Origin of the sequence: Streptomyces sp. SA15 (genome assembly GCF_002291145.1) — a bacterium.
Classification (GTDB): domain Bacteria; phylum Actinomycetota; class Actinomycetes; order Streptomycetales; family Streptomycetaceae; genus Streptomyces.
Window position 1 is genome coordinate 12,976 of record NZ_NTGE01000058.1, and the last position, 26,667, is coordinate 39,642.

A 26,667-nucleotide genomic window follows, 5' to 3' on the forward strand; every position below is an offset into this window, starting at 1 on the left:
TGGCGTCTCCGCGTTCCCGGAACAGCCGTACGTCCTGGCATCCTTGGCGTAGCACGCAGTACGCGTAGGAAGCGCGCGGTACACCCCTCCGCTCGATACCTTCTGTACGTTTCCTCGTGACCGCCCGACGCCGAACCAGGAGCCCCGGCCACGTGACCCCCGTGAGCAGCCACTCACCGCACGGCCAGTCCCCGCTGCGCACCGTGCAGGTGCTGGGCGGAGGCAACGCCGGCAGTAGCGCGCATGTGCGCTCCCTGGCCTCGGGGTTGGTCGCGCGGGGCGTGCGGGTGACCGTGTGCGCCCCCGTCGAGGCGGATCGCACCTACGACTTCACCGGAGCCGGCGCCGAACACGTCCACGTGCCGCGCAGCAGCGATCCGGCCTCCGTGGCCGCGTTGCGGGCGGCGTGCGCGAACGCCGACCTGGTGCACGCGCACGGGCTGCACGCCTCCTTCCGTGCCGTGCTCGCGCTCAGCGGGCGGCGCACCCCGCTCATCGTCACCTGGCACGACCGCGCGTACGCCGAGGGTGCGCGCGCCCATCTGGTGCGGCTGTTGGAGCGGCGGGTGGTCAAGGCCGCCTCCGTGGTGCTCGGCACCACCTCGGCCCTCGTGGACCGGGCCCGCCGTACGGGCGCACGGGACGCGCGACTCGCCGCCGTCGCCCTGCCCGGGCCCCGCCGGACCGTCGAGCCGGAGGATCCCGACCGGCTGCGCCCCAAGGTCCGGGCCGAACTCGGTGCCATCGGGCGCCCGTTGCTGATGGCCGTCGGATCCCTCGACCGCCACCGGGGCTACGACATGCTGCTGGACGCCACGCGCGCGTGGCGCCGCCTCGACCCCGTGCCGTTGGTGGTGATCGCGGGGGAGGGGCCGTTGCGCGGGGAGTTGCAGCGGCGGATCGAGGACGAGGGACTGCCGGTCCGGCTCATCGGGCTGCGCGAGGACATCACCGAGCTGCTCGCCGCCGCCGACCTCGCGCTGCTGCCGAGTGGTGAGGAGTCGCGCTCCGTCCTCGCCCAGGAGGCCTTCCACGCGCGCGTGCCGCTCGTCGCGACCGCGGTCGGCGGCATCCCCGAACTCGTCGGCGACGCGGCCGAACTCGTTCCGCCCGGGGACCCCGAGGCCTTCGCCGACGCCGTCGTACGGCTCCTCGGTGATCCCGAACGCCGGGAGCTGCTGACGGAGAAGGGCGTGCGGCAGGCGGCCACCTGGCCGAGCGAGGACGCGACCGTGGCTCAAGTGCTCAGCGTCTACGACGAATTGACCCAGCCACGCCCCTTGATGTGAAAGCGGGTCGGGCGGGCGCACCCTAGGGCACATGTCGGCGGGCCCGCAGCGCCAGGCTCAACGCCAGTACCGTGTGCGGGTCGTCGAGGTCGGTGCCCAGCAACTCGCCGATGCGGGCGAGGCGGTTGTAGAGCGTCTGCCGGTTGAGATGCAGTTCGCGTGCCGTCTCCGCCTTACGGCCCGCGTGCGCCAGGTACGTCTCCAGGGTGGGCAGCAGCGGCGGCTTCGAGCGCTTGTCGTGGTCCCGGACGGGGCCGATCGCCCGGTCCACGAAGGCCGCCAGGTCGGGGTGGTCGCGCAGCCGCCACAGCAGCAGGTCGATGTCCAGGCGGCGGGCGTCGTACCAGGGGCGGTCCGGCAGGCCCTGCGCCGCCGTCGCCGTCTCGGCCGCGTGCCTGAGGCCCGCCGAGGCCGCCGCCCAGCCACCCGCCACCCCGACGACCACCACCGGCGGCTGCGCCCCCGGCCGTTGCATACCGGCCCGCTCCACACCCGCCCGCAGCGCCGCCGCGACCCGGTCCGAGACCGCCGACCGCTCCGACTCCGCACGCAGGCCCAGCAGAAGAGGGACGCGGCCTTCGACCGGTCGTACGCCCAGCAGGACCGGCACACCCACCGACGCCAGCTCCTCCGCCACCGCGCGCGCCAGCACCGCCCATCCGCCGCTGGGGGAGAGGGCGTCCCCGAGCCGCATCACCACCGGCAGCAGCGGGCTGTCGCCCGGCTTGAAGCCCAGCACGCGCGCTTGCGCGGGCGCGTCCTGAGCGGCGATACGGCCCTCGGCGAGGTCGGTCAGGAAGTCGCCGCGTCCGCGCGCCGCCAGTTCCTCCTCCTGCCGGGCCTGCATGAGGACGACCGCCAGGATGCCCGCGGCCCGTTCGGCGGCCATCCGGTGCACCGGCGCGAGGGGCGCGCGTACGGGCAGTAGGGCGAGCCGGGCCCGCACCGACACCGTGCCCGGCCCGCCGCCCGGCACGTCCACCAGGACCGAGCCCGCCGGCGGGGTGTCCTTGTGCTGGGCGCGCAGCCCCTCCCACACCTGGAGCGGGTCCGCGCCCTCGGGGCCGGATCCGGCGGCGTACAGGAGCCGGCCGTCCGTCGTCTCCAGGAAGACCGGGTTGCCGCTGAAGTCGGCCAGGATGCCGAGGACTTGAGGGATTCCGCCGCCGCCCAGCAGGGCCTGTGTGCAGCGGCGGTGCACCTCCTCGGCGCGCTGCAGCAGGGCGTAGTGGCCGTTGACGATCTCGGTGTGGATCTCCTCCGTCACCGTCACGAACGGCACCTCGCGGTGCAGTTGGACCAGCGGCAGACCGGCCGAGCGCGCGGTGTCGACGAGGGCGGCGGGCAGGCGGGTGAAGCGCGGGCCGAGCTCCACGACCAGGGCCGCGATGCCGCGCTCGGCGAGGGTGCGCACGAACGCGCGCTGGTCGGCCGGACGGGTGCCGAGGCCGTAGCCAGTGGTCAGCAGCAGCTCGCCGCCCTTGAGCAGCGAGGCGATGTGGGGCACCTCGCCCGCGTGCACCCAGCGCACGGTCCGCTGCAGCCGGTCGGCGCCCGCGAGGATCTCCGGGAGCCCGCTGCGCAGGCCGGGCAGCTCCAGCGCCCGCCGCACCGTGATCCCGGTGCTCTGGGTGTCGTACCCGCTGTCCAGGCCCTGGTCACCACCGTGGTCCGTACCGCTGTCCGTACCGCTGTCCCCGCCGCCGCCCATGCCGCCGTTCATAGGCCGGACGCTACCCGCGTGCACGCCGCGGTGACATCTCGTGTCGTCCGCGAGCCGACGAGCGGCCCGGCTTAGGGCGTGCGCGGCGGGGTAGCGGCCGTGTCATGGACATCAGCGTGGTCGCCGTGGGGCGCGAGGACGACAGTGCGGTCGACGAGCCGTTGCGAGTGGCGGAGCTCGCCGACAGGCTCGGTTATCGCGAGGTGTGGGCCGGTGAGGGACCGACGTGGGACTCCTTCGTACTGGCCGCGGCCATTGGGCGCGCCACCGAGCGGGTCGCGCTGACCGCCGGGCCGGTGCCGGTCTCCGTGCGCGACGCCTACACGATCGCCCGGGGTGCCGCCTCGGTCGCCGCCGTCACCGGTCGTCCGGTCGGGGTGGCGCTGGGCACGTCCAGCAAGCGGGTGGTCGAGGGCGTGCACGGCCGGCCCCGTGTCCGGCCCGCGGCCGCGATGGAGGAGTCCTCGGCGGCCGTACGAGGACTCCTGCACGCGCCTGAGGGCGAGCCGGTCGTGCCCGGCAGCCCCTTCCGCCGCCGTCTCCCGCCGCCCGGCGGCCCGCTCACCGTGGCGGCGTTCGGCGACCGCGCGATCGCCACGGCCGCCGCGCACGCCGACCGGATGCTGCTGGACATCGTCTCGCCTGAGCAGGTCCGTCTGCTGCGGGCGAAGCTGGAAGCGGCCGCCGAGCGCGCGGGCCGCACACCGCCGACGCTGGCCTCCTGGCTGCCCGCGGCCGTCGATCCGCAGCCGGAGTCCCTCGCCCAGGTCCTCGGCAGCATCGCCGGCTATCTGACCGTGCCGGGCTACAGCGACATGTTCGTCGCGGCGGGCCTCGGTGAAGCGGTGGAGCTGGCCGCGAGCGGCGCCGACCGGGACACCCTGCTGCGTGCCCTCCCGCCGGAGGCGGCCGGCACGGTCGGCCTGGTCGGCGACCTGGACGCCGTACGCGCCCGGATCGACGCCTATGCCGAGGCCGGGCTCGACGAGATCGCCCTGGTGCCGGCCACGGCGGGCGATCCGGCCGGGGAGCGGACGCTGAAGGCGCTCAGGCCGGCCTGATGTTGTGGTTGAAGCGGAACACGTTGTCGGGGTCGTAGCGCCGCTTCAGCTCGGCCAGCCGCTGGGCGTTCTCCGCGCCCAGGCCGGCCACCACCCGCTCCGCGCCCTCGTCGCCGATGAAGTTGAGGTAGACCGCGCCCGTGCTCCACGGCCGGACATCGGCGCGGACGTCCCGGACCCAGCGCACGCATCGCTCGTCGTCCGCCGGGTCCTCCCACATGCCGTAGGGGTGCACCGCCCAGGGAGCGTCCCGGTAGGGCACCGGGTACTCGTGCGGGCCGGCGGCGACGGCGCCCCCCTGCGGGAGCAGTGCGAACTGGGTCCCGGTCGGTACGGGCATGGCCTCGGCGCTCGCGCAGTAGACGTCCACGAAGTCGTCGGGCGCGCCCGTCAGGTACTCCGCCGACCAGTAGTGCCGCATGCCGGGCGGGTCGTCGATCATGCACTGCACGTCGGCGTACGGCATCGCCCCGACGATCTCCGCCTCGTGCGGCAGCGCCAGCAGGGGCTCGGCCAGCTTGCGCATGTCCTCCTCGGGGCCCGCGTACGTCAGCACCGCCCCGCACAGCCGCGTACCGACCAGGTGCGGCGGCAGGAACTCCTCGGGCGGGCCGGTGAGATACAGGATGCCGCCGCCCACCTCGTCGGAGCCCGCCGCGATCACGTCGCGGAAGGTGCGGACGGCCTCGGGGCCGAACTCCGGGAGGTACATCAGCATCGCGATGGAGAACTGGGGCAGTTCGTGCAGTTTCAGCGTGATCGCCGTCGCGATGCCGAAGTTCCCGCCGCCGCCGTGCAGGGCCCAGAACAGGTCGGGGTTCTCGTCGGCGTTCGCGTGGATCCGGCTGCCCTCGGCGGTGACCAGTTCGACGCCGAGCAGATTGTCGACGGCGAGTCCGCACAGGCGGTCCAGCCAGCCGGTGCCGCCGCCCAGGACGAAGCCGCCGACGCCGGTGGTGGACGCCCGGCCGCCCGTGGTCGCGAGGCCGTACGGCTGGCACGCGCGGTCCAGGTGACTCATCGTGGCACCGCCCCCGACCCGGACCGCCTGGGCCGCGGGATGGACGGTCACCTCGTGCATGCGGCGCAGGTCGACGACCAGACCGTTGTCGTTCAGCGCCATACCCGCCACGCTGTGCCCGCCGCCGCGGACCGCGATGTTCAGGTCCAGGTCCCGGCCGAAGCGTACGGCCCGTACGACGTCGTCCTCGTCGGCGCACTGCGCGATGACGGCGGGCCGCCGGTCGATCATGGCGTTGAAGACGGTCCGCGCGTCGTCGTAGCCCGGATCCTCCGGGGCGAACACATTGCCGGTGAGGTCCTCACGCAGCGCGGCGAGGGCCGCGCCCGCCTTCGAGCGGGAAGCCATGGCCGCCCCCTTCCGCAAAGGGGCAATCGCTTGCTTCCAGGCTAGGTGGGCGCGGTACGTCCGTCCTGTTCAGGGCCCGATCCGCCGGGCAGACGGCTAGCCGCCGTAGGCCCCGGACGCCGTCAGCCGCAGAGCCGTGTCGATGAGCGGCACGTGGCTGAAAGCCTGTGGGAAGTTGCCGACCTGGCGCTTGAGGCGCGGATCCCACTCCTCGGCCAGCAGACCGAGGTCGTTGCGCAGTGACAGCAGCTTCTCGAACAGCTTACGGGCCTCGTCGACGCGGCCGATCATCGCCAGGTCGTCCGCCATCCAGAACGAGCAGGCGAGGAAGGCGCCCTCGTCGCCGGGAAGGCCGTCGACGCCCTCGTCCTCGCCCTGCGTCGGGTAGCGCAGGATGAAGCCGTCCGGCGTGGACAGCTCGCGCTGGATGGCCTCGATGGTGCCGATCACGCGCTTGTCGTCCGGGGGCAGGAAGCCCATCTGCGGGATCAGCAGCAGGGAGGCGTCCAGTTCCTTCGAGCCGTACGACTGCGTGAAGGTGTTGCGCTCCTTGTCGTAGCCCCTCTCGCACACGTCCCGGTGGATGTCGTCGCGCAGCTCGCGCCACTTGTCCAGCGGGCCGTCCGCGTCGCCGGACTCGATCAGCTTGATCGTGCGGTCGACGGCGACCCAGGCCATGACCTTGGAGTGCACGAAGTGGCGGCGCGGGCCGCGCACCTCCCAGATGCCCTCGTCCGGCGCGTCCCAGTGCTGCTCCAGGTAGCGGATGAGCTTCAGCTGGAGCAGCGAGGCGTAGTCGTTGCGGGCCAGGCCCGTCATGTGGGCCAGGTGCAGGGCCTCGGTGACCTCGCCGTACACGTCCAGCTGGAGCTGGTGCGCCGCGCCGTTGCCGACCCGAACCGGCCCGGAGCTCTCGTATCCCGGCAGCCAGTCCAGCTCGGCCTCGCCCAGCTCGCGCTCGCCGGCGATGCCGTACATGATCTGCAGGTTCTCCGGGTCGCCAGCGACCGCGCGCAGCAGCCACTCGCGCCAGGCGCGGGCCTCCTCGCGGTAGCCGGTGCGCAGGAGCGAGGACAGGGTGATCGCCGCGTCGCGCAGCCAGGTGTAGCGGTAGTCCCAGTTGCGGACGCCGCCGATCTCCTCCGGCAGGGAGGTCGTGGGGGCGGCGACGATGCCGCCCGTCGGGGCGTACGTCAGCGCCTTCAGCGTGATCAGCGAGCGGATCACGGCCTCGCGGTAGGGGCCGTGGTACGTGCAGTGCTCGACCCAGTCCCGCCAGAAGTCCTCCGTCGCCTCCAGGGACTGCTCCGGCTCCGGCAGCGGCGGCGGCTCCTTGTGCGAGGGCTGCCACGAGATCGTGAACGCGATCCGGTCACCCGGAGCGACTGTGAAGTCCGCGTACGTCGTCAACGACTTGCCGTACGTCTCGGCATGTGTGTCGAACCACACAGAGTCCGGGCCCGCGACGGCCACCGTGCGCCCGTCGTGCTTGTGGACCCACGGCACGACCCGGCCGTAGGAGAAACGCATGCGCAGTGCCGAGCGCATCGGGACGCGGCCCGAGACGCCCTCCACGATCCTGATCAGCTGCGGGGCGCCGTCACGTGGGGGCATGAAGTCCGTCACGCGGACCGTGCCGCGCTGGGTGTCCCACTCGGATTCCAGGATCAGGGAGTCGCCGCGGTAGGTACGCCGGGCCGCGGTGGGCGGCTCGGCGTCGGCCGCGTGGGCGGGTCCGAGCCGCCAGAAGCCGTGTTCCTCGGTGCCCAGCAGACCGGCGAAGATGGCATGCGAGTCGAAGCGAGGCAGGCACAGCCAGTCCACTGTGCCGTCCCGGCAGACCAGGGCAGCGGTCTGCATGTCTCCGATGAGTGCGTAATCTTCGATGCGCCCGGCCACGTGCAACTCCAGTCGAACGGCCACGTCACCCCGCGAAAAGGGGGCTGTCGCTAGTGCGGTCAAGGGGGTCGTTGTAATGCGTCGTTGAGAGATGAAGCAAAACAGTCCGTGCTGCTGTGAGGCAAAACGACATCTGTTGCTCAACGAACTGACGAGCTCTTGTTGTTCCGGTGCGTACGGGCGGGGGTGGTGCCGTGTTGCCGGCCGGGCTCGGCAGCGAGTGTCCGAGCAGGATACGACGCACGTAGATGATCTGCGTGCCGCTCCCGACAAGGAGAGTGCGCCGAACGGGTGAGCAAGGGGTGAGAAACCCGTGCGTCCGTGCGAGGTCTGTGTCGGTCCGTGTGCGGAGCGTGGCCGGAAGCCATCTCGCCCGGGCGCTGATACCCTGGTAGCCCGTGGACCGGTGGGCGCCCTCCGAAGGGAAAAACCCAGCAGGGGACCCCCGAACCGCAGCGACGGCAACCCCGGAATTTCCGGCTCGGCAGCCGCACCGCACCTCCAGACCGCGACCACGGGAGCCCCTCTTGGCCATGCCGCCCGCTGCTTTCCGAAACAGCACAGCCACGACGACCAAGCACATCTTCGTCACCGGGGGTGTCGCCTCCTCCCTCGGGAAGGGTCTGACGGCCTCCAGCCTCGGCATGCTGCTCAAGGCGCGGGGCCTGCGCGTCGTGATGCAGAAGCTGGACCCGTACCTGAACGTCGACCCGGGCACGATGAACCCCTTCCAGCACGGTGAGGTGTTCGTCACCAACGACGGCGCCGAGACCGACCTGGACATCGGCCACTACGAGCGTTTCCTCGACCGCGATCTGGACGGCTCCGCCAACGTCACCACCGGTCAGATCTACTCGACGGTGATCGCCAAGGAGCGGCGCGGCGAGTACCTGGGCGACACCGTGCAGGTCATCCCGCACATCACCAACGAGATCAAGCACCGCATCCGGCGCATGGCGACGGACGAGGTGGACGTCGTGATCACCGAGGTGGGCGGCACGGTCGGCGACATCGAGTCGCTGCCGTTCCTGGAGACCGTGCGCCAGGTCCGGCACGAGGTCGGTCGCGACAACGTCTTCGTTGTTCACATCTCTCTCCTGCCCTACATCGGACCCTCGGGTGAGCTCAAGACGAAGCCGACCCAGCATTCGGTTGCGGCTCTCAGGAACATCGGTATCCAGCCAGACGCCATCGTGCTGCGCTGCGACCGCGAGGTGCCGACCGCGATCAAGCGGAAGATCTCGCTGATGTGCGACGTCGACGAGGCAGCCGTGGTCGCCTGCCCCGACGCCCGCTCGATCTACGACATCCCGAAGACCGTGCACGGCGAGGGCCTGGACGCCTACGTCGTCCGCAAGATGGACCTGCCGTTCCGCGACGTGGACTGGAGGACCTGGGACGACCTGCTCGACCGCGTCCACAACCCCGACCACGAGATCACCCTCGCCCTGGTCGGCAAGTACATCGACCTGCCCGACGCCTACCTCTCGGTCATCGAGGCGCTGCGCGCGGGCGGCTTCGCCAACAAGGCCCGCGTGAAGATCAAATGGGTCACCTCCGACGACTGCAAGACCGCCTCGGGCGCCGCCCAGCAGCTCGGTGATGTGGACGGCATCTGCATCCCGGGTGGCTTCGGCGACCGCGGTGTGCAGGGCAAGGTCGGCGCCATCCGCTACGCCCGCGAGAACAAGATCCCGCTGCTCGGCCTCTGCCTCGGCCTGCAGTGCATCGTGATCGAGGCGGCCCGGAACCTCGCCGACATCTCCGACGCCAACTCCACCGAGTTCGATCCTGCCACCGCCCACCCGGTCATCTCCACCATGGCCGAGCAGCTCGACATCGTCGCCGGCGAGGGCGACATGGGCGGAACGATGCGCCTGGGCATGTACCCGGCCAAGCTGGCCGAGGGATCGATCGTGCGCGAGGTGTACGACGGCAAGGAGTACGTCGAGGAGCGGCACCGTCACCGGTACGAGGTGAACAACGCCTACCGCGCCGAGCTGGAGAAGAAGGCGGGCATCCTGTTCTCGGGCACCTCGCCGGACGGCAAGCTGGTCGAGTACGTCGAGTACCCGCGCGAGGCCCACCCGTACCTGGTCGCCACACAGGCGCACCCCGAGCTGCGCTCGCGTCCGACGCGTCCGCACCCGCTGTTCGCCGGGCTCGTGAAGGCCTCGGTCGAGCGGAAGAATTCCAAGTAACACACCAGTTGTACGGTGGCCGGGGTGCATACCTTCAAAGGGTGGGCACCCCGGTTTTCTTTGTACGTGCGGAAGGGCAGGGCATGACGATCAAGGACACCCCCGAGCAGTGGGAGATCCGGGCGACGGAGACCCCCTTCGTGGGGAACAAGACCTCCGTTCGCACGGATGAGGTGGTCATGCCCGACGGCTCGGTGGTCCGGCGCGACTACCAGGTTCACCCCGGCTCGGTCGGCGTGCTCGCCCTCGACGCCGAGGACCGCGTCCTGCTCATCAAGCAGTACCGCCACCCGGTGCGGCAGAAGCTGTGGGAGATCCCGGCCGGCCTCCTCGACGTCCCCGGTGAGAACCCGCTGCACGCCGCCCAGCGCGAGCTGTACGAGGAGGCGCACGTCAAGGCCGAGGACTGGCGGGTCCTCACCGACGTGTACACGACCGCCGGGGGCTGCGACGAGGCGGTGCGGATCTTCCTGGCCCGCGATCTGTCCGAGGCCGACGGGCAGCGCTTCGAGGTGGAGGACGAGGAGGCCGACATGGAGCACGCGCGCGTGCCGGTCGACGAGCTGGTCCGGGGTGTGCTCGCGGGGGAGCTGCACAACAACTGCCTCGTCGTGGGCGTGCTCTCACTGGTCGCCGCGCGCGGCGGCGACGGGCTGGACGCGCTGCGCCCGGCTCAGGCGCCGTGGCCGGCGCGTCCCTTCGAGGCGTGAACCCACCCCATAGTTCGAGACGTGTACCCACCCCATAGTGCGTGTGATCTGACGATCGGCTGATCCGATCGGGGGACGGGCCCGCCGCGCTCCGCCCGGAACGTAGCAGAGCGTGAACTAGGCTCTGTAAGCGCTCGAACCGGAGTCCCGGCGGGCTTGCGCGTGCGGTGGGACGGGAGTGTGGCCCGTGACGGATCAGGCGGTGGACACAGGCGGCGTGCAGCTGTCCGGAGACGCTCCTGAGGAGACTCGGTTCCTGGGCCGCACAAGGGAGTTGAAGGAACTCCGCGCCGACATCGAACGCGCCGGCCTCGACACCCTCTCCGGCCGCAAGGCCCCCCGCGCGCGCGTGTTGCTCATCGCGGGCAAGCCTGGCTCAGGGCGCACCGCCCTCGCCGAAGAGCTCGTACGGCAGGTCGCGGACCGTTACCGGGACGGCGTGCTGCGGGCCCGGCTCAGCGAGCCGGACGGCACCCCCGTCCCCGTCGAGTACACCGCCCGCGAACTGCTCACCGCGCTCGGCCTGCCGACCCCCGCCGGAGCCGCCGAGGACGACCTCACGGCCGCACTCCGCGAGGCCCTCGCCGACCGCAGGACGCTGCTCCTGCTGGACGACGCGGCCACCGCCGAGCAGGTCGACGCCCTGCTGCCGGACACCCCGGAATGCCTGGCCGTCGCCGTCTCCGGGGGCCCGCTGACCGGCATCGCGGACGTCCGCCCGTGCACCCTGGGCGGCCTCGACACCAAGTCCGCCCTGGAGCTGCTGTCCCGGCACACCGGCTCGGTCCGCGTCACCGTCGACCCGCGGGCGGCCGAGGGCCTGGTCGAGGAGTGCCAGACCCAGCCCGCCGCGCTGATGCTGGCGGGCGGCTGGCTGGCCGCCCGCCACAAGGCGGCCGTCGCCGACCTCGCCAAGCAGCTGCACGCGGAGAGTGACGAGGGAACTCCGCTGAGCCGGGTCTTCCGGCTCGCCTACGCGTCCCTCCCGGCTCCCGCCGCCCGGATCCTGCGACTGCTCGCCCTCGCCCCGGCCGGCCTCGTCGACCCGCACACCGCCTCCGCGCTCGCCGGCTGCTCGGTGAGCGTCGCACGCACCACCCTGGACGACTTCGTCGCCCTGGGCCTGCTGCACGCCGTGGACTCGCCGCTGCCCCAGTACGAGGTCCCCGGCTGCCTGCACCCCTTCCTGAAGGCTCTCGCCGAGACCCAGGAGCGTCCCGCGGAGCTCCAGCTGGCCCGCGCGCGGATGCTGGAGCGGACCGTACGGCTGCTGCAGTCCTGCCGGACGATCACCGAGACCGACAGCCCCGAGGCGCGCGAGAAGCTCCAGGCCATGCCGCCGTCCGTGCGTTTCCCGAGCCCACGGGCGGCCGCCGACTGGCTGCGCGTGCGCCGGCCCGCCCTGCTCGCCGCGGCCCGTCTCGCGGTCGCCGACGGGGAGCTGGACACGCTCGCCCGGCGCCTGATGTCCCAGCTGGTGCGGGCCATGGTCGCCCACTTCGGCACGCAGGCGGCCGCGCCCGACCTGTACGGCATCCACCGCCTCGTCCTCGACGTGGCCGAGCGCCGGAACCTGCCCCGCGAGCGGGCCGCCGCCCTGCTGAACCTCGCCGACCTGGACGCCCGGACCGGCCGTACGCAGGAGGCGCTGACCCGCTACCGGGCGGCGCTGGACGCCGGACGCGAGGCGAACGACCCGTATGCGACCGGCCGCGCGATGGAATCCGTAGGCGGCGCCCACCTGGAGCTCGGGGACTACGACCGGGCCGCCGACTGGTTCGGCCGGGCCCTCGCCGAGCGGCTGGCCCGGGACGAGCGCGCGGACGCCGCCCGGCTGTACGGCCGTATCGCCGCCGCGCACACCTACGCGGGCCGCTACGGCGAGGCGCTGCGGAACTGGCGGGCAGCGGTCGCCGGGCACCGCAAGAACGGCGATGTGGCCGCCCACGCGCGGGCGTTGAGCGAACTGGCGCGCGTCCAGGAGTACGCGGGACGGCCCGAGGAGTCGCTGCGCACCTGTCAGGAGGCCGTGGAGTGGGCGCGCCGCGCCGAGGACGTACGCCTCCAGGCCGCCCTGTACCTGCGGCTCGCCGACACCCTGGAGCACCTCGGCGATCCCGCGGCGGCCTGGCTGCACCGGGGGACGGCCGAGCGGCTGCTGGCGGAGGAGCGTCCGGAGCCGGATACGGAATCCGGCGCGGAGCCCGAGGCGGAGCCAGAGACGAAGCCCAAGACGGACTTGGAAACGAAGTCCGAGACGGAGTTGAAAGCGGAGCCCGGCACCGGTCCGGAAGCGGAGCTCGGCACCGGTCCGAAAGCGGAGCCCGGCACCGGACCGGAAGCGGAGCCCGCCACCGGTCCGAAAGCGGAGCTCGGCACCGGTCCGAAAGCGGAGCCCGCCACAGGACCGGAAGTGGAGCCCGAGACGGAGCCGGAGGCAGAGCCCGGCAAGGGGCCGGAGGCAGAGCCCGGCAAGGGGCCGGAATGAAGCCAGATCTGGAGCCGGAATCCTCCGATCACCGGAACACGACGCTAACGCCTGCGAAATCCGTAGTACATCCGCTGAAGATTGATGCAATGAAAGGCTAGACAGCGGGAACACCTTCATTAGACTGGCTCTGCCGCACCTTCTCCAGCGGTGTCTCCCGGTGTGCCCGCGCATGCCTGGGTATGTCTTGTAATGCCCCCACACCCTCTGAGCCAAGGACCGTGATCGACGTGAAGGTCGGCATCCCCCGCGAGGTCAAGAACAACGAGTTCCGGGTGGCCATCACCCCCGCCGGCGTGCACGAGCTGGTGCGCCACGGCCACCAGGTCGTCGTCGAGCTGGGCGCCGGTGTCGGCTCCTCGATCACGGACGACGAGTACGTCGCCGCCGGTGCGCAGATCCTTCCGACCGCCGACGAGGTGTGGGCCGCCGCCGACCTGCTGCTCAAGGTCAAGGAGCCCATCGCCGAGGAGTACCACCGCCTCCGCAAGGACCAGACGCTCTTCACCTACCTGCACCTGGCCGCCTCCAAGGAGTGCACGGACGCCCTCGTCGAGTCCGGCACCACCGCGATCGCATACGAGACGGTCGAGCTGCCCGGCCGCGCGCTCCCGCTGCTCGCGCCCATGTCCGAGGTCGCGGGCCGCCTCGCACCGCAGGTCGGCGCCTACCACCTGATGGCCGCGAACGGCGGCCGCGGTGTGCTGCCCGGCGGTGTCCCGGGCGTGCTGGCCGGCCGGGCCGTCGTCATCGGCGGCGGCGTCTCCGGCTGGAACGCCGCGCAGATCGCCATCGGCATGGGCTTCCACGTCACCCTGCTCGACAAGGACATCAACAAGCTCAAGGAGGCGGACAAGATCTTCGGTACGAAGATCCAGACCGTCGTCTCCAACGCCTTCGAACTGGAGAAGGCCTGCCTGGCGGCCGACCTCGTCATCGGCGCCGTCCTCATCCCGGGCGCCAAGGCCCCGAAGCTGGTCACCAACGAGCTCGTGTCGCGCATGAAGCCGGGAAGTGTCCTTGTCGACATCGCGATCGACCAGGGCGGCTGCTTCGAGGACTCCCGCCCGACCACTCACGCCGAGCCGACCTTCAAGGTCCACGAATCGGTTTTCTACTGCGTCGCCAACATGCCCGGCGCGGTGCCCAACACCTCCACGTACGCGCTCACCAACGCCACGCTGCCCTACATCGTCGAACTCGCCGACCACGGCTGGGTGGACGCGCTGCGCCGCGACCCCGCGCTCGCCAAGGGCCTCAACACCCATGACGGCAAGGTGACTTACCGGGAGGTCGCTCAGGCGCACGGCCTGGAGCACGTGGAGCTCGAGACCCTGCTCGGCTAGCCCGCGTCCACTGAACCCGAGCGGCCGAACCGCTAAGTCACCATTGGGTAAAAGGCGATACGTCAACACTGGTCGTCAACGGCACACATCCGGCCGGACCTTGCCCGACAAGGTCCGGCCGGATGTGTGTATGGTCACTTTGCGACTCTCGGTCAACTCGCCTCGAACGTAACCCTTGAACCGATTCGTACACCGGTGAAACCCACCGTGCGACGGCCGTACGCCCTTGACAGAGGGATGTTTCATTGCCGACACATCCTGCCGGGTCCGGCGGATTGTGTTGCTGCGGACGCCCGACACGCCATAGAGTCGCCAACCGTCGGCATGGTGCCACGCTGACCTGTCTAGAAGTTTCCTGGTCACCAAGGAGGTAAGACGACTTGTGAATGAGTCGACATTTTCTCCCGGGGGTGGTCAACCAGGAACGCCTGCACGGGCCCAGGGCTCCGCGGGGTTCGAGGCTGTCGGCTCCGTCGCGGTGCGCACCTTCGCAGCCCACCAGAGTCACCAGAGGTCGATTGTGACTCAGCCAGGACACCAGAGCATGGATGGCCATCACGTGAACGCCATGGCCGGCGACGGAAGTGGCGCGCCCCACAACCACTTCGCCGACTACGACGAACTGCCCGAGGGGCACTTCTACGACCCCGACGCCGAGTACGAGCCCGATCCCGAATACGCGGCCACACTCGCGCCCGACGCTGCCCGCCAGCGCCGCGAGCGCATCGGCCCGACCGGGCGCCCGCTGCCGTACTTCCCGATCCCGGGCCCGCTGACCGATCACGGACCCGCGAAGATCATCGCGATGTGCAACCAGAAGGGCGGCGTCGGCAAGACCACGTCGACCATCAACCTGGGTGCCGCTCTCGCGGAGTACGGACGCCGGGTGCTGCTCGTGGACTTCGACCCGCAGGGCGCGCTGTCGGTCGGTCTCGGCGTCAACCCGATGGAGCTCGACCTCACCGTCTACAACCTGCTCATGGAGCGGGGCATGGCGGCCGACGAGGTCCTCCTGAAGACGGCGGTCCCCAACATGGACCTGCTGCCCAGCAACATCGACCTGTCCGCCGCCGAGGTCCAGCTGGTGAGCGAGGTCGCGCGCGAGTCCACACTCCAGCGCGCCCTGAAGCCGCTCATGGCCGACTACGACTACATCGTGATCGACTGCCAGCCCTCGCTCGGCCTGCTCACGGTCAACGCCCTGACGGCCGCGCACAAGGTGATCGTGCCCCTGGAGTGCGAGTTCTTCGCCCTCCGCGGTGTCGCGCTGCTGACGGAGACCATCGAGAAGGTCCAGGAGCGCCTCAACCCGGAGCTGGAGCTCGACGGGATCCTCGCCACGATGTACGACTCGCGCACCGTGCACAGCCGCGAGGTGCTCGCGCGGGTCGTCGAGGCGTTCGACGACCACGTCTACCACACGGTCATCGGGCGCACGGTCCGCTTCCCGGAGACCACGGTCGCCGGTGAGCCGATCACCACGTACGCCTCCAACTCCGTCGGCGCCGCCGCCTACCGCCAGCTCGCCAGGGAGGTGCTCGCCCGGTGTCACGCCGAGTGAGTCTGCCGGGGGCCGACGAACTGTTCCGTACGACAGGGGGGACGGCGCTCCAGGCGTCCACTCCCCGGCGCCAGGCCAACGGCGAGGCCCGGGTGCCGGCTCCCGCGGGGGAGTCCGACGGGGCCGCGGGTGCGTCCTCCGAGGACGCGCCTCAGTCCGTGCCCGCGCAGGGTGGTGACGGCGACGGCGCGGAGCATGTGGCGACGGACGCGGAGCCGGCGGAGGCCGGAGAGTCCCGCAGCCGAGGCGCGGCCGCGGATCGCTCCGGGCGACGTCAGGGGGCGCAGGAAGGTTCTGCCGCGGGTTCTGCGGGGTCCGCGACCTCCGCGGCGGCCGCTGCGCCGCGCAAGCGCGGACGGGCTGCCGCGCGGCGGCCCAGTGGGCGGGAGCGGCACGACGAGAAGATCACGGTGTACGTGTCCGCCGAGGAGCTCATGGATCTGGAGCATGCGCGGCTGGTGCTCCGGGGTGAGCACGGGCTGGCGGTCGACCGCGGGCGGATCGTTCGTGAGGCGGTTGCCGTGGTGCTCGCGGATCTGGAGACCCGGGGGGATGCGAGCATCCTCGTACGACGGCTTCGTGGGCGGTAGGGGTAGCCTGCGGGGGCTATGACCTCGAAGGACGTTCCCCCGGGCTCCGGCGTGTCGGCCGGTCGTCGGCGTGCGCTGGGGAAGGGGCCAGGGACAGCGTCGGTTCCTGTGGAGCCCGTGGAGCCTGTGGCTCAGGTGGAGCCCGTGGAAAGCGTGGAGCCTGTGGCTCCGGTGGAGGAACTTCCGGTCGCGGAGCCTCAGGCTCCTGTGGAGGCGGAGCCCGAGGCCGTAACTGCGGAACCGGCACTCGCGGCATCTCCCAGTGAGCGCGAGCCCGCCGAGACCGAAGAACCGAACGACGGCGTCTTCAAGGTCCGGCTCGCCAACTTCGAGGGCCCCTTCGACCTGCTCCTCCAGCTGATCTCCAAGCACAAGCTGGACGTCACCGAGGTCGCGCTGTCCAAGGTGACCGACGAGTTCATGGCGCACATCAGGGCGATGGGGCCCGACTGGGACCTGGACCAGACGACCGAGTTCCTGGTGGTCGCGGCCACTCTGCTGGACCTGAAGGCCGCCCGGCTGCTGCCCAGCGCCGAGGTCGAGGACGAGGCCGACCTGGCGCTGCTGGAGGCCCGGGACCTGCTGTTCGCACGGCTCTTGCAGTACCGCGCGTACAAACAGATCGCCGACATCTTCAGCGGGCGGCTCGAGGAGGAGGCCCGGCGCTACCCTCGTACCGTCGGACTGGAAGCCCACCACGCCGAGCTGCTGCCCGAGGTGGTCATCAGAATCGGCGCGGAAGGGTTCGCCAAGCTGGCCGTCAAGGCGATGCAGCCCAAGCCCAAGCCGCAGGTGTACGTCGACCACATCCACGCGCCGCTGGTCAGCGTGCAGGAGCAGGCAGGGATCGTCGTCGCACGGCTGAAGGAGCTCGGCGAGGCCAGCTTCCGCGCGCTCGTCGAGGACACCGACGACACCCTGACCGTCGTAGCGCGCTTCCTGGCCCTGCTGGAGCTGTACCGCGAGAAGGCCGTGGCGCTGGAGCAGGAGACCGCCCTCGGCGAGCTGCTCGTGCGCTGGACCGGTGGGGACGGGGACGAGACGCCGACGGTGACCGACGAGTTCGACCGGCCGCCCGAGGAGCCCAAGGACCAAGCCAAGGAGAAGAAGGCGTGAGCGAGGAGACCACCGAGGTTCCGGCCGGGCTGCGGACCGTCGCCGACCTCGACCTCAAGCCGGCCCTGGAGGCCGTCCTCATGGTCGTGGACGAGCCCGCGACCGAGGAGCACCTGGCGAAGATCCTCCAGCGGCCCAAGCGGCAGATCGCGGACGCCCTGCGGGAGCTGGCCGACGAGTACACCGTGCAGGGGCGGGGCTTCGAACTGCGGCTGATCGCGGGCGGCTGGCGCTACTACACCCGCCCCGAGTACGCGGCGGCCGTCGAGGGCTTCGTCCTGGACGGCCAGCAGGCCCGGCTCACCCAGGCCGCGCTGGAGACGCTGGCGGTCGTCGCCTACCGCCAGCCGGTCAGCCGCAGCCGGGTCTCGGCGGTGCGCGGAGTGAACTGCGACGGCGTGATGCGCACCCTCCTGCAGCGCGGTCTGGTCGAGGAGGCGGGCACGGAACCCGAAACAGGTGCGATCCTGTACAGGACGACGAACTACTTCCTGGAGCGGATGGGCCTGCGCGGTCTGGACGAGCTCCCGGAGCTCGCGCCCTTCCTCCCGGAGGCGGAGGCGATCGAGGCCGAGACCCAGGAAGCCGTACCGTCGTTCGATCCGGATGCTCCGGACGCGGACGACGGTCCCACGTCGACCATGCCTGATACGACGACGACGGAACTTTGATGCGAAGCAGCGGTAGCGGCAAGAGCGGCGGGCGCGGTAACCACCGCGGGGCCGGCAACAACAGGGACCAGAAGCAGGGCCAGGGTCAGGGCCGTCCCAGCAAGCCCCGCCCGGAGGAGCGCCGCTACGACGTGGGCCCCGGCGCCTCCCCGGAGGGCCCGAAGTCGGGGCGCGGCGGCGCGGCGCGCGGCGGCGCCAAGGGCGGACCGAAGAAGCCCCAGCAGCGCGGGCGGAGTGCTCCGGCGACCTCGCGTGAGTACGAGACGCGGGCCGAGGAGCGCAACCGCGAGCGGTACGCGGGCAAGAAGGACGTCAAGCTGCCCAAGACCTTCCCGGGTGCCGAGCAGGAGGGCGAGCGGCTGCAGAAGGTCCTCGCGCGCGCGGGATACGGCTCCCGGCGGGCCTGCGAGGAGCTGATCGAGCAGGCGCGGGTCGAGGTCAACGGCGAGATCGTCCTGGAACAGGGCAAGCGGGTCGACCCGGAGACGGACGAGGTCAAGGTGGACGGCCTGACGGTCGCCACGCAGTCGTACCAGTTCTTCTCGCTGAACAAGCCGGCCGGTGTGGTGTCGACCATGGAGGACCCGGAGGGGCGCCAGTGCCTCGGTGACTACGTCACCAACCGCGAGACCCGGCTCTTCCACGTCGGGCGGCTCGACACCGAGACCGAGGGCGTCATCCTGCTCACCAATCACGGCGAGCTGGCCCACCGGCTGACCCACCCCAAGTACGGCGTGAAGAAGACCTACCTCGCGCACATCGTCGGCCCGATCCCGCGCGACCTGGGCAAGCGCCTGAAGGACGGCATCCAGCTGGAGGACGGCTACGCGCGCGCGGACCACTTCCGGGTCGTCGAGCAGACCGGCAAGAACTACCTGGTCGAAGTCACCCTCCACGAGGGCCGCAAGCACATCGTCCGCCGCATGCTGGCGGAGGCCGGCTTCCCGGTCGACAAGCTGGTCCGCGTCGCCTTCGGGCCGATCACCCTGGGCGACCAGAAGTCGGGCTGGCTGCGACGGCTGTCGAACACGGAGGTCGGGATGCTGATGAAGGAGGTCGACCTCTAGGCCCTGGGGGTCTCCCCACGATCACGACTCCGAGAGGCCCTAGGGTTCTCCCCATGATCACGACTCCGACCAAACGCGCCGCCACGGGGGCGCTCATCGGCCTCGCCCTCGGGGACGCCCTCGGATACCCGACCGAGTTCCACAACGTGCCGTCGATTCTCGACAGGTACGGGCCCTGGCGGGAGCTGGAGCTGCCGGCGTCCGGGATGGTCACCGACGACACGCAGATGACGCTGGCGCTCGGGCGGGGGCTGCGGACCGCCATGGACCGGGGGGTGCTCGGGCCCGAGGACATGGCGGAGGCGGTGCGCCTGGAGTTCATCGCGTGGAACCGCTCCCCGGAGAACAACCGCGCGCCCGGCAACACCTGCCTGAGGGCCTGTGCTCTGCTGGAACACGCGGACCGGCCGTGGCAGGACGCCAGCCAGATCGGCTCCAAGGGCTGCGGCGCCAACATGCGCGTCGCGCCCGTCGGGCTCGTCCCCGGGCTGAGTGACGAACAGCGCGCGGGCGCCGCCCAGTTGCAGTCCGCGCTCACCCACGGGCATCCGACGGCACTCGCCGCGTCCGACCTCACCGCGCACGCCGTACGCCTGCTCGCGCAGGGCGCCGAGCCGGCCGGGCTGGTCGAGTTGCTGCGGTCGTACGCGCACGACAACCGCACCCACTACCACGAGCGCTGGCTCGGCGACCTGTGGACGCGCAGTCAGGACGTCAGCCCCGAGCTGTTCATGGCGCGTGGCTGGGACGAGTGCCTGGGGATTCTGGACCGGCTCCAGGACGCCCTGCGCACTCCCTCGCCGGAGACCGACCCGTGCCTGGCCACCGGAGAGGGCTGGATCGCCGAAGAGGCGCTGGCGACCGGCCTGTTGTGCTTCCTGCTCTTCCCCGACGAGCCGGTGACGGCCCTGCGCCGGGCCGCCTGCACCTCCGGCGACTCCGACTCGATCGCCTGCCTGGCGGGCGCCTTCGCGGGCGCGCACCTGGGCGGGGACGCCTGGCCGGCCGAGTGGGCGGACCGGATCGAGTACCGGAGCGAGCTGGTGACGCTCGGGGCGCTCTGGGACGCCTGACGGGCACGGCGGCGGACGGGCGGAGGACGGGCGGCGGTCACGCCAGGCGGATGGAGTCGCCCTCCACTGTGATCTTCTTCTCGGGCAGCGGCTTCGTCGCCGGCGGGTTGGTCACCGCACCGTCCGCGATGGCGAACTTGCTGCCGTGGCAGGAGCAGTTGATGGTGCCGTCGGAGACGCTGGCCACCGGGCACCGCTGATGGGTGCAGATGTTGGTGAAGGCCTTGAACTCGCCCTGCGCCGGCTGGGTGACGACGACGCCCTCGTCCTTGAAGATCGTGCCGCCGCCGACCGGGATGTCGCTCGTCTTCGCCAGCTCCTGGCCGGGGGAGACGGACGGGGGCGGACCGGAGTCGTCGCCACCGCCGCCGCATCCGGCGACGAGCGCCGCCGCGCCTGTCGCGAGGAGAACCGTGCGCCGCGTCGGGCCTTGAGTCATGTCGTCACTCCGAACGTGCGGAAAGAATGGCAGCAACCAGCCCGGAGCCGCTCCGAGCGGAGCAACAGCATCTTGGCACTGAAGGCACCGAGATGAAACAACCCAGGAGCGAATACCACAAAACGCTCGATTCGTACACGATCGCACAGGAGACCCCCTCGCCCGGCGGCCCGTCTCAGCGGGCGGGCGCCGCGCACCGGCCCGACGGTGCCTGACTACGCTGGACGGACAAAGAGCCGATGCGCACATCAGCGAGGAGCAACGCCGTGGCGGTACGAGCGGTCCGGGGCGCCGTCCAGCTCGAGCGGGACGAGGCCGGCCACATGGACGAGCAGGTCGGAGCCCTGCTCACGGCCATCCTGGAGCGTAACGACCTCACCCCGGACGACCTGATCAGCATCTGGTTCACGGCCACGCCCGACCTGCACAGCGACTTCCCCGCGGCCGCGGCCCGCAAGCTGGGCATCGGCTTCGCCGATGTACCGCTGATCTGCGCCCAGGAACTGGACATCGAGGGCGCCATGCCCCGCGTCGTCCGCGTCCTCGCGCACATCGAGTCCGACCGGCCCCGCGACGGGATCAACCACGTCTACCTCGGCGCCGCGGCCGCCCTGCGCAAGGACATCGCCCAGTGAGAACCGCACTCGTCATCGGAACCGGCCTCATCGGTACGTCGGCCGCCCTCGCCCTGTCCCAGCGGGGAGTCGTCGTCCACCTCGCCGACCACGACCCCGAGCAGGCCCGTACGGCCGCCGCGCTCGGCGCCGGCACCGACGAGGCGCCGGACGGACCCGTCGACCTCGCGATCGTCGCCGCACCGCCCGCCCACGTGGCCGCGGTGCTCGCCGACGCCATGCGCCGGGGTGTGGCCCGCGGCTACCTCGACGTGGCCAGCGTCAAGGGCGGACCGCGCCGCGAGCTGGAGGCGCTGGGCCTGGATCTCTCGTCGTACATCGGAAGCCACCCCATGTCGGGCCGCGAGAAGTCCGGCCCGCTGGCCGCGACCGGCGACCTCTTCGAGGGCCGCCCCTGGGTGCTGACGCCGACCCGGGACACCGACACCGAGGTGCTGAACCTGGCCCTGGAGCTGGTCTCGCACTGCCGGGCGGTTCCGGTGGTGATGGACGCGGACGCCCACGACCGCGCCGTCGCCCTGGTCTCCCACATGCCCCACCTGGTCTCCAGCATGGTCGCCGCGCGCCTGGAGCGCGCCGAGGAGGCGGCCGTACGGCTGTGCGGGCAGGGCATCCGGGACGTGACCCGGATCGCCGCGTCCGACCCCGGGATGTGGATCGACATCCTGTCCGCCAACCCCGGTCCCGTCGCCGACCTCCTCGCGGACGTCTCCGCCGACCTCGACGAGACGGTGCGGGCGCTGCGGGCCCTGCAGTCCTCCGACGAGGCCAAGCGTCTGGAGGGCACCGCGGGCATCGAGGACGTCCTGCGGCGCGGCAACCGCGGCCAGGTCCGCGTCCCCGGCAAGCACGGATCCGCTCCGCGGGCGTACGAGGTCGTGGCCGTCCTCATCGACGACCAGCCGGGCCAGCTGGCCCGCATCTTCGCGGACGCGGGGATGGCAGGGGTCAACATCGAGGACGTACGCATCGAGCACGCGACCGGGCAGCAGGCCGGTCTGGTGCAGCTGATGGTGGAGCCGAAGGCGGCGCCCGTCCTGACGGCGGCGCTGCGGGAGCGGGGCTGGGCGATTCGGCAATGACCGTCGGTCACCGCGACCGGATCATCCGCCTGTAAGAGGGGTCCCGGGGAGCCAGTAACCTTGTGCGGGGCACATGCGCGCCCCGCACACCCCACCACACCGCACCAGGAAGGTGTCCCCCCGTGGAAAACGGCGCCGCCCGGACCGTCCCGTCAGTGATTGTCGCCATCGACGGTCCCTCCGGCACGGGCAAGTCGAGCACGTCCAAGGCCGTGGCCGCGCAGCTCGGCCTGAGCTACCTGGACACCGGCGCCCAGTACCGGGCCATCACCTGGTGGATGGTGAACAACGGCATCGACATAGACGACCCGTCCGCGATCGCCGCCGCGGCCGGCAAGCCCGAGATCGTCTCCGGCACCGACCCGGTGAACCCGACGATCGCGGTCGACGGCACCGACGTGGCCGGCCCGATCCGCACCCATGAGGTCACCTCCAGGGTCAGCGCGGTCAGCGCGGTGCCCGAGGTGCGCGTCCGGATCACCGAGCTGCAGCGGTCGCTCGCGGCCTCCGCCGAGCAAGGCATCGTCGTCGAGGGCCGGGACATCGGTACGACCGTGCTGCCCGACGCCGACCTGAAGATCTTCCTCACCGCCTCGCCGGAGGCCCGGGCCGCCCGCCGCAGCGGCGAGCTGGAGGGCGCCGACGTCCACGCCACCCGCGAGGCCCTGATCAAGCGGGACGCGGCCGACTCCAGCCGCAAGACCTCGCCTCTGGCCAAGGCGGACGACGCGGTCGAGGTGGACACCACCGAGCTCACGCTGGCGCAGGTCATCGAGTGCGTCGTCACCCTCGTCGAGGAGAAGCGGGCCGCGAAGTGAGCGAACTGCCTTCGGCGCGGGGTGCCGAGGTCGGGCGGCGCATCGGCGTCGGCCTGATGTACGGACTGTGGAAACCGCGCGTCCTCGGCGCCTGGAAGGTGCCCGCGACCGGACCGGCGATCCTCGCCGTCAACCACTCCCACAACATCGACGGCCCGATGGTCATCGGCGTCGCACCCCGGCCGTCGCACTTCCTGGTCAAGAAGGAGGCGTTCATCGGCCCGCTCGACCCCTTCATGCGCGCCGTCGGCCAGCTGAAGGTGGACCGCTCGACCGCCGACCGCACCGCCATCACCCAGGCGCTGGCCGTCCTGGACAACGGCGGAGTCCTCGGCATCTTCCCGGAGGGCAGCCGCGGCGAGGGCGACTTCGCCTCACTGCGCGCCGGGCTCGCCTACTTCGCCGTGCGCAGCGGTGCCCCGATCGTCCCGGTCGCCGTGCTGGGAAGTTCCGACCGGCCGGGACGGTTGATAAAGGGGCTGCCCCCGCTGCGCAGCCGGGTCGACGTCGTCTTCGGCGACCCCTTCGAGGCGGGCGACGGCAGCGGACGGCGTACGCGCAAGGCGCTCGACGAGGCGACCGAACGCATCCAGAAGCAGCTCACCGCGCACCTGGAAAACGCCAGGCGGCTGACCGGCCGCCCGAGCGACACTGAGTAGTGGACCGATCCGGAAACTCCGGGTGTTCCACCGATCACCACGATGAACGAGGTACGGACTTCATGAACGACCAGATCCACTCCGACGGCTCGGGCGGGGAGCACGAGCACGGAGAACTTGGCGATGCCGAGTACGCGGAGTTCATGGAGCTCGCCGCGGAAGAGGGCTTCGACATCGAGGACGTCGAGGGCGCGATCGAGGCGGCCGGTCATGGCCCGCTGCCCGTCCTCGCCGTCGTGGGCCGTCCGAATGTCGGCAAGTCGACGCTCGTGAACCGCATCATCGGCCGGCGCGAGGCCGTCGTCGAGGACAAGCCCGGTGTCACCCGTGACCGCGTCACCTACGAGGCCGAGTGGGCAGGCCGCCGCTTCAAGGTCGTCGACACCGGCGGCTGGGAGCAGGACGTCCTCGGCATCGACGCCTCCGTGGCCGCGCAGGCCGAGTACGCGATCGAGGCCGCCGACGCCGTCGTGTTCGTCGTCGACGCCAAGGTCGGCGCGACCGACACCGACGAAGCGGTCGTACGACTGCTGCGCAAGGCCGGCAAGCCCGTGGTGCTGTGCGCCAACAAGGTCGACGGCCCGAGCGGCGAGGCCGACGCCGCCTACCTGTGGTCCCTGGGCCTGGGCGAGCCGTACCCCGTCTCCGCGCTGCACGGCCGGGGTACCGGCGACATGCTGGACCAGGTCCTGGAGGTCCTGCCGGACGCGCCCGAGCAGACCTTCGGCGCCGCGATCGGCGGCCCGCGCCGCATCGCGCTGATCGGCCGCCCGAACGTCGGCAAGTCCTCTCTGCTGAACAAGGTGGCCGGCGAGGAACGCGTCGTCGTCAACGAACTGGCGGGCACCACCCGCGACCCGGTCGACGAGCTGATCGAACTCGGCGGAGTGACCTGGAAGTTCGTCGACACCGCGGGCATCCGCAAGCGCGTCCACCTCCAGCAGGGCGCCGACTACTACGCCTCGCTGCGCACCGCGGCCGCCGTCGAGAAGGCCGAGGTGGCCGTCATCCTCATCGACGCCACCGAGTCCATCTCGGTGCAGGACCAGCGCATCGTCACCATGGCCGTCGAGGCGGGCCGCGCGATCGTCCTGGCGTTCAACAAGTGGGACACCCTCGACGAGGAGCGCCGCTACTACCTGGAGCGGGAGATCGAGACCGAGCTCGGCCAGGTCGCGTGGGCGCCCCGGGTGAACGTCTCGGCGCGCACCGGACGGCACATGGAGAAGCTGGTCCCGGCGATCGAGACGGCGCTGGCGGGCTGGGAGACCCGGGTCCCGACGGGCCGGCTGAACGCCTTCCTCGGCGAACTGGTCGCCGCCCACCCGCACCCGGTCCGCGGCGGCAAGCAGCCCCGCATCCTCTTCGGCACCCAGGCCGGCACCAGGCCCCCGCGGTTCGTGCTCTTCGCCTCCGGCTTCATCGAGGCGGGCTACCGCCGCTTCATCGAACGCCGCCTGCGCGAGGAGTTCAGCTTCGAGGGCACGCCGATCCATATCTCGGTGCGAGTCCGCGAGAAGCGCGGCAAGAAGAAGTGACGCACACATGAGGAAGGGCGGCCCCGGACGGGGTCGCCCTTCCTCATGCGTCAGACGCCGCGGCGCGGCCCGGGCGGCAGCGCCGCCGGAACGTGGTGCATCCCGGTGCTGTGCTGCTGCCCGATCTGTCCCACGCGCTGCCACTGCGACTGCTGGCGGGCGCTGTAAGCCCCCGTGCTGTAGGCGCTGTACGAGTTGCTGAACGAGCCCGTACTGTGCGGGATGTTCCCGAAGGCGGTGAACCCCAGCTCCTCCTCGCCGCTGCGGTCACCCGGCAGCGAACGGAAGGACTTGACGTACTCGGCGTAGAGCGCGTCGTAGATCGGCGTGGCCGATGGGCCACCCAGAGGATCCTGAGCCACTCGCGCAGACGGCAGCGGCTGGAACTGGCGGCGGGGAACGTCGTAGGTGTGCACGTATGTCCAAACGACCCCGAGCCTCATGAGATGCGGTCGGGGTAGCGCCCCCATCCGAACGCGCTCAGGTCCCGGCGAGCGGCAGCGCCGCCGCGACCAACTTCCCGTTCGCCGCCGCCTTGTCCAGCGCGTCCCGCAGCAGGTCCTCCCGAGGCTGCCGCCCGATGGACCCCACCGGCGCCGCGAACAACAGCACCTGCTGGTGCTTGTTGGCGGCAGCCCGCCACGGCTCCGTGACCTGCAACGGCTGGTGCGCCTGCCACCAGGCGACCGGCTGCCCGCCATTGGGCGAAGGCTGAAGCACCGCGTGCAGCTGGCCCATGGCCAACAGCACCGACCAGCCGTGCAGCACGGACGGCGCGGACTCGACCGCGGTCACCGGCATGAACCCCTGCTCGATGAGCAGCGGCAGGAAGTCGTCGCCGAGGCCGGTCGTGCCGGGCCGCACGATGGGCCCGGTCGGCTCGACCACGAGGGCGGGGTGCAACTCTCCGGCGATCAGGACGAGTCCGCTGGTCACGCCGAGCACGGCCTGCTCGGGTGCGATCTTCTCGGGCTCCAGGTCGACCGTGTCACCGGTGATGGACTTCACGGCCCCCTGGAGCTGCTCCTCGGTGACCTGGACGACCTGCGAGGGCAGGCAGGTGGCGTGGGCGAAGGCGAGGACGGCGGTCTCGTCGCCGACGAACAGGACGGTGCTGGTGCGCTCCTGTTCGGAGTCGCCCGGGGTGCGGCAGGACGTGCAGTCGTAACTGCCGGGGGCGTTCTCTCCGGCGAGCAGCCGGTCGGCTTCTTCGTCGCCGATCTCGGCGCGTACCTCGTTGCTGACGTCGAGCATGCGCGGCACGGGTGGCTCCCTCGGGGAAGTGGTGCGTGGCGGGACCGGGTGGCTCCCGGCCCGTGAACCGGGCGGGTC

The 26,667-nt window shown here is 71.4% G+C and carries 23 protein-coding genes; 17 read left to right on the forward strand and 6 right to left on the reverse strand.

The annotated features are described in order from the left end of the window. Positions 1-152 precede the first annotated feature (152 nt). Positions 153-1,289: a glycosyltransferase family 4 protein gene (locus tag CLM62_RS09845; protein ID WP_095749463.1), complete on the forward strand. Its 1,137-nt coding sequence runs from the start codon at positions 153-155 to the stop codon at positions 1,287-1,289. Positions 1,290-1,311: 22 nt separating this feature from the next. Here the strand turns inward: CLM62_RS09845 and CLM62_RS09850 are convergent, their stop codons facing one another. Then, positions 1,312-3,000 (reverse strand): PucR family transcriptional regulator, encoded by a 1,689-nt coding sequence (locus CLM62_RS09850; protein ID WP_373559130.1) that lies wholly within the window; start codon positions 2,998-3,000, stop codon positions 1,312-1,314. A gap of 116 nt (positions 3,001-3,116) precedes the next feature. Between CLM62_RS09850 and CLM62_RS09855 the strand changes: the two genes are divergently transcribed. Further along, a complete protein-coding gene (locus CLM62_RS09855; RefSeq protein ID WP_095749464.1) occupies positions 3,117-4,073 on the forward strand; it encodes an LLM class F420-dependent oxidoreductase in 957 nt (318 codons plus the stop codon). On the opposite strand, the gene CLM62_RS09860 is transcribed toward CLM62_RS09855, so the two are convergent. Together CLM62_RS09860 and CLM62_RS09865 are read right to left on the reverse strand one after the other, a co-directional pair. Beyond that, positions 4,060-5,442, reverse strand: coding sequence for an FAD-binding oxidoreductase (locus CLM62_RS09860; RefSeq protein WP_095749465.1), 1,383 nt, complete (start codon positions 5,440-5,442; stop codon positions 4,060-4,062). The genes CLM62_RS09855 and CLM62_RS09860 overlap by 14 nt on opposite strands. Before the next feature lie 96 nt (positions 5,443-5,538). Continuing rightward, a complete protein-coding gene (locus CLM62_RS09865; RefSeq protein WP_095749466.1) occupies positions 5,539-7,341 on the reverse strand; it encodes a glycoside hydrolase family 15 protein in 1,803 nt (600 codons plus the stop codon). A 533-nt stretch (positions 7,342-7,874) separates the two neighbouring features. Between CLM62_RS09865 and CLM62_RS09870 the strand changes: the two genes are divergently transcribed. The 10 genes from CLM62_RS09870 (at position 7,875) to CLM62_RS09915 (ending at position 20,164) form a co-directional block, all read left to right on the forward strand. Beyond that, complete coding sequence (locus CLM62_RS09870) at positions 7,875-9,542, forward strand: CTP synthase (RefSeq protein ID WP_095749467.1); 1,668 nt, start codon at positions 7,875-7,877, stop codon at positions 9,540-9,542. Positions 9,543-9,625: 83 nt separating this feature from the next. After that, entirely contained in the window at positions 9,626-10,252 is a 627-nt protein-coding gene (locus tag CLM62_RS09875; protein ID WP_095749468.1) for an NUDIX hydrolase, read from the forward strand. Positions 10,253-10,439: 187 nt separating this feature from the next. Then, entirely contained in the window at positions 10,440-12,740 is a 2,301-nt protein-coding gene (locus tag CLM62_RS09880; RefSeq protein ID WP_257003779.1) for a tetratricopeptide repeat protein, read from the forward strand. A gap of 230 nt (positions 12,741-12,970) precedes the next feature. Further along, positions 12,971-14,086, forward strand: coding sequence for an alanine dehydrogenase (gene ald, locus CLM62_RS09885; protein WP_095749605.1), 1,116 nt, complete (start codon positions 12,971-12,973; stop codon positions 14,084-14,086). A 382-nt stretch (positions 14,087-14,468) separates the two neighbouring features. After that, complete coding sequence (locus CLM62_RS09890) at positions 14,469-15,647, forward strand: ParA family protein (RefSeq protein ID WP_095749469.1); 1,179 nt, start codon at positions 14,469-14,471, stop codon at positions 15,645-15,647. Next, positions 15,632-16,237 carry a hypothetical protein gene (locus CLM62_RS09895; protein WP_095749470.1) on the forward strand — a complete coding sequence of 202 codons (606 nt, stop codon included), beginning with the start codon at positions 15,632-15,634 and terminating at the stop codon, positions 16,235-16,237. Before CLM62_RS09890 ends, CLM62_RS09895 begins: the two co-directional genes overlap by 16 nt. An 18-nt stretch (positions 16,238-16,255) precedes the next feature. Continuing rightward, positions 16,256-17,353 carry a ScpA family protein gene (locus tag CLM62_RS09900; protein WP_179382032.1) on the forward strand — a complete coding sequence of 366 codons (1,098 nt, stop codon included), beginning with the start codon at positions 16,256-16,258 and terminating at the stop codon, positions 17,351-17,353. Next, positions 17,350-18,024, forward strand: a complete 675-nt coding sequence (gene scpB / locus CLM62_RS09905) for an SMC-Scp complex subunit ScpB (RefSeq protein WP_095749471.1) — start codon at positions 17,350-17,352, stop codon at positions 18,022-18,024. Before CLM62_RS09900 ends, scpB begins: the two co-directional genes overlap by 4 nt. Continuing rightward, positions 18,024-19,091 (forward strand): pseudouridine synthase, encoded by a 1,068-nt coding sequence (locus CLM62_RS09910; RefSeq protein ID WP_095749472.1) that lies wholly within the window; start codon positions 18,024-18,026, stop codon positions 19,089-19,091. Before scpB ends, CLM62_RS09910 begins: the two co-directional genes overlap by 1 nt. Before the next feature lie 53 nt (positions 19,092-19,144). After that, complete coding sequence (locus CLM62_RS09915; RefSeq protein WP_095749473.1) at positions 19,145-20,164, forward strand: ADP-ribosylglycohydrolase family protein; 1,020 nt, start codon at positions 19,145-19,147, stop codon at positions 20,162-20,164. Between the two features lie 37 nt (positions 20,165-20,201). On the opposite strand, the gene CLM62_RS09920 is transcribed toward CLM62_RS09915, so the two are convergent. Then, positions 20,202-20,603 carry a Rieske (2Fe-2S) protein gene (locus tag CLM62_RS09920; protein ID WP_095749474.1) on the reverse strand — a complete coding sequence of 134 codons (402 nt, stop codon included), beginning with the start codon at positions 20,601-20,603 and terminating at the stop codon, positions 20,202-20,204. Positions 20,604-20,869: 266 nt separating this feature from the next. Here CLM62_RS09920 and aroH point away from each other — a divergent pair, with 266 nt between their 5' ends. From aroH to der, 5 genes are all read left to right on the forward strand, one after another. Beyond that, entirely contained in the window at positions 20,870-21,238 is a 369-nt protein-coding gene (gene aroH / locus CLM62_RS09925; protein ID WP_095749475.1) for a chorismate mutase, read from the forward strand. Beyond that, positions 21,235-22,320: a prephenate dehydrogenase gene (locus CLM62_RS09930; RefSeq protein ID WP_095749476.1), complete on the forward strand. Its 1,086-nt coding sequence runs from the start codon at positions 21,235-21,237 to the stop codon at positions 22,318-22,320. Before aroH ends, CLM62_RS09930 begins: the two co-directional genes overlap by 4 nt. Before the next feature lie 122 nt (positions 22,321-22,442). Next, a complete protein-coding gene (gene cmk, locus CLM62_RS09935) occupies positions 22,443-23,138 on the forward strand; it encodes a (d)CMP kinase (protein WP_095749477.1) in 696 nt (231 codons plus the stop codon). After that, positions 23,135-23,797 (forward strand): 1-acyl-sn-glycerol-3-phosphate acyltransferase, encoded by a 663-nt coding sequence (locus tag CLM62_RS09940; protein WP_095749478.1) that lies wholly within the window; start codon positions 23,135-23,137, stop codon positions 23,795-23,797. The genes cmk and CLM62_RS09940 overlap by 4 nt, the downstream gene beginning before the upstream one ends. Positions 23,798-23,859: 62 nt before the next feature. Continuing rightward, a complete protein-coding gene (gene der, locus CLM62_RS09945) occupies positions 23,860-25,335 on the forward strand; it encodes a ribosome biogenesis GTPase Der (protein WP_095749479.1) in 1,476 nt (491 codons plus the stop codon). Between the two features lie 50 nt (positions 25,336-25,385). Here the strand turns inward: der and CLM62_RS09950 are convergent, their stop codons facing one another. Both CLM62_RS09950 and CLM62_RS09955 read right to left on the reverse strand, forming a co-directional pair. Then, a complete protein-coding gene (locus tag CLM62_RS09950; RefSeq protein ID WP_095749480.1) occupies positions 25,386-25,751 on the reverse strand; it encodes a hypothetical protein in 366 nt (121 codons plus the stop codon). A gap of 64 nt (positions 25,752-25,815) precedes the next feature. Beyond that, complete coding sequence (locus tag CLM62_RS09955; RefSeq protein WP_095749481.1) at positions 25,816-26,598, reverse strand: hypothetical protein; 783 nt, start codon at positions 26,596-26,598, stop codon at positions 25,816-25,818. Positions 26,599-26,667: the final 69 nt, after the last annotated feature.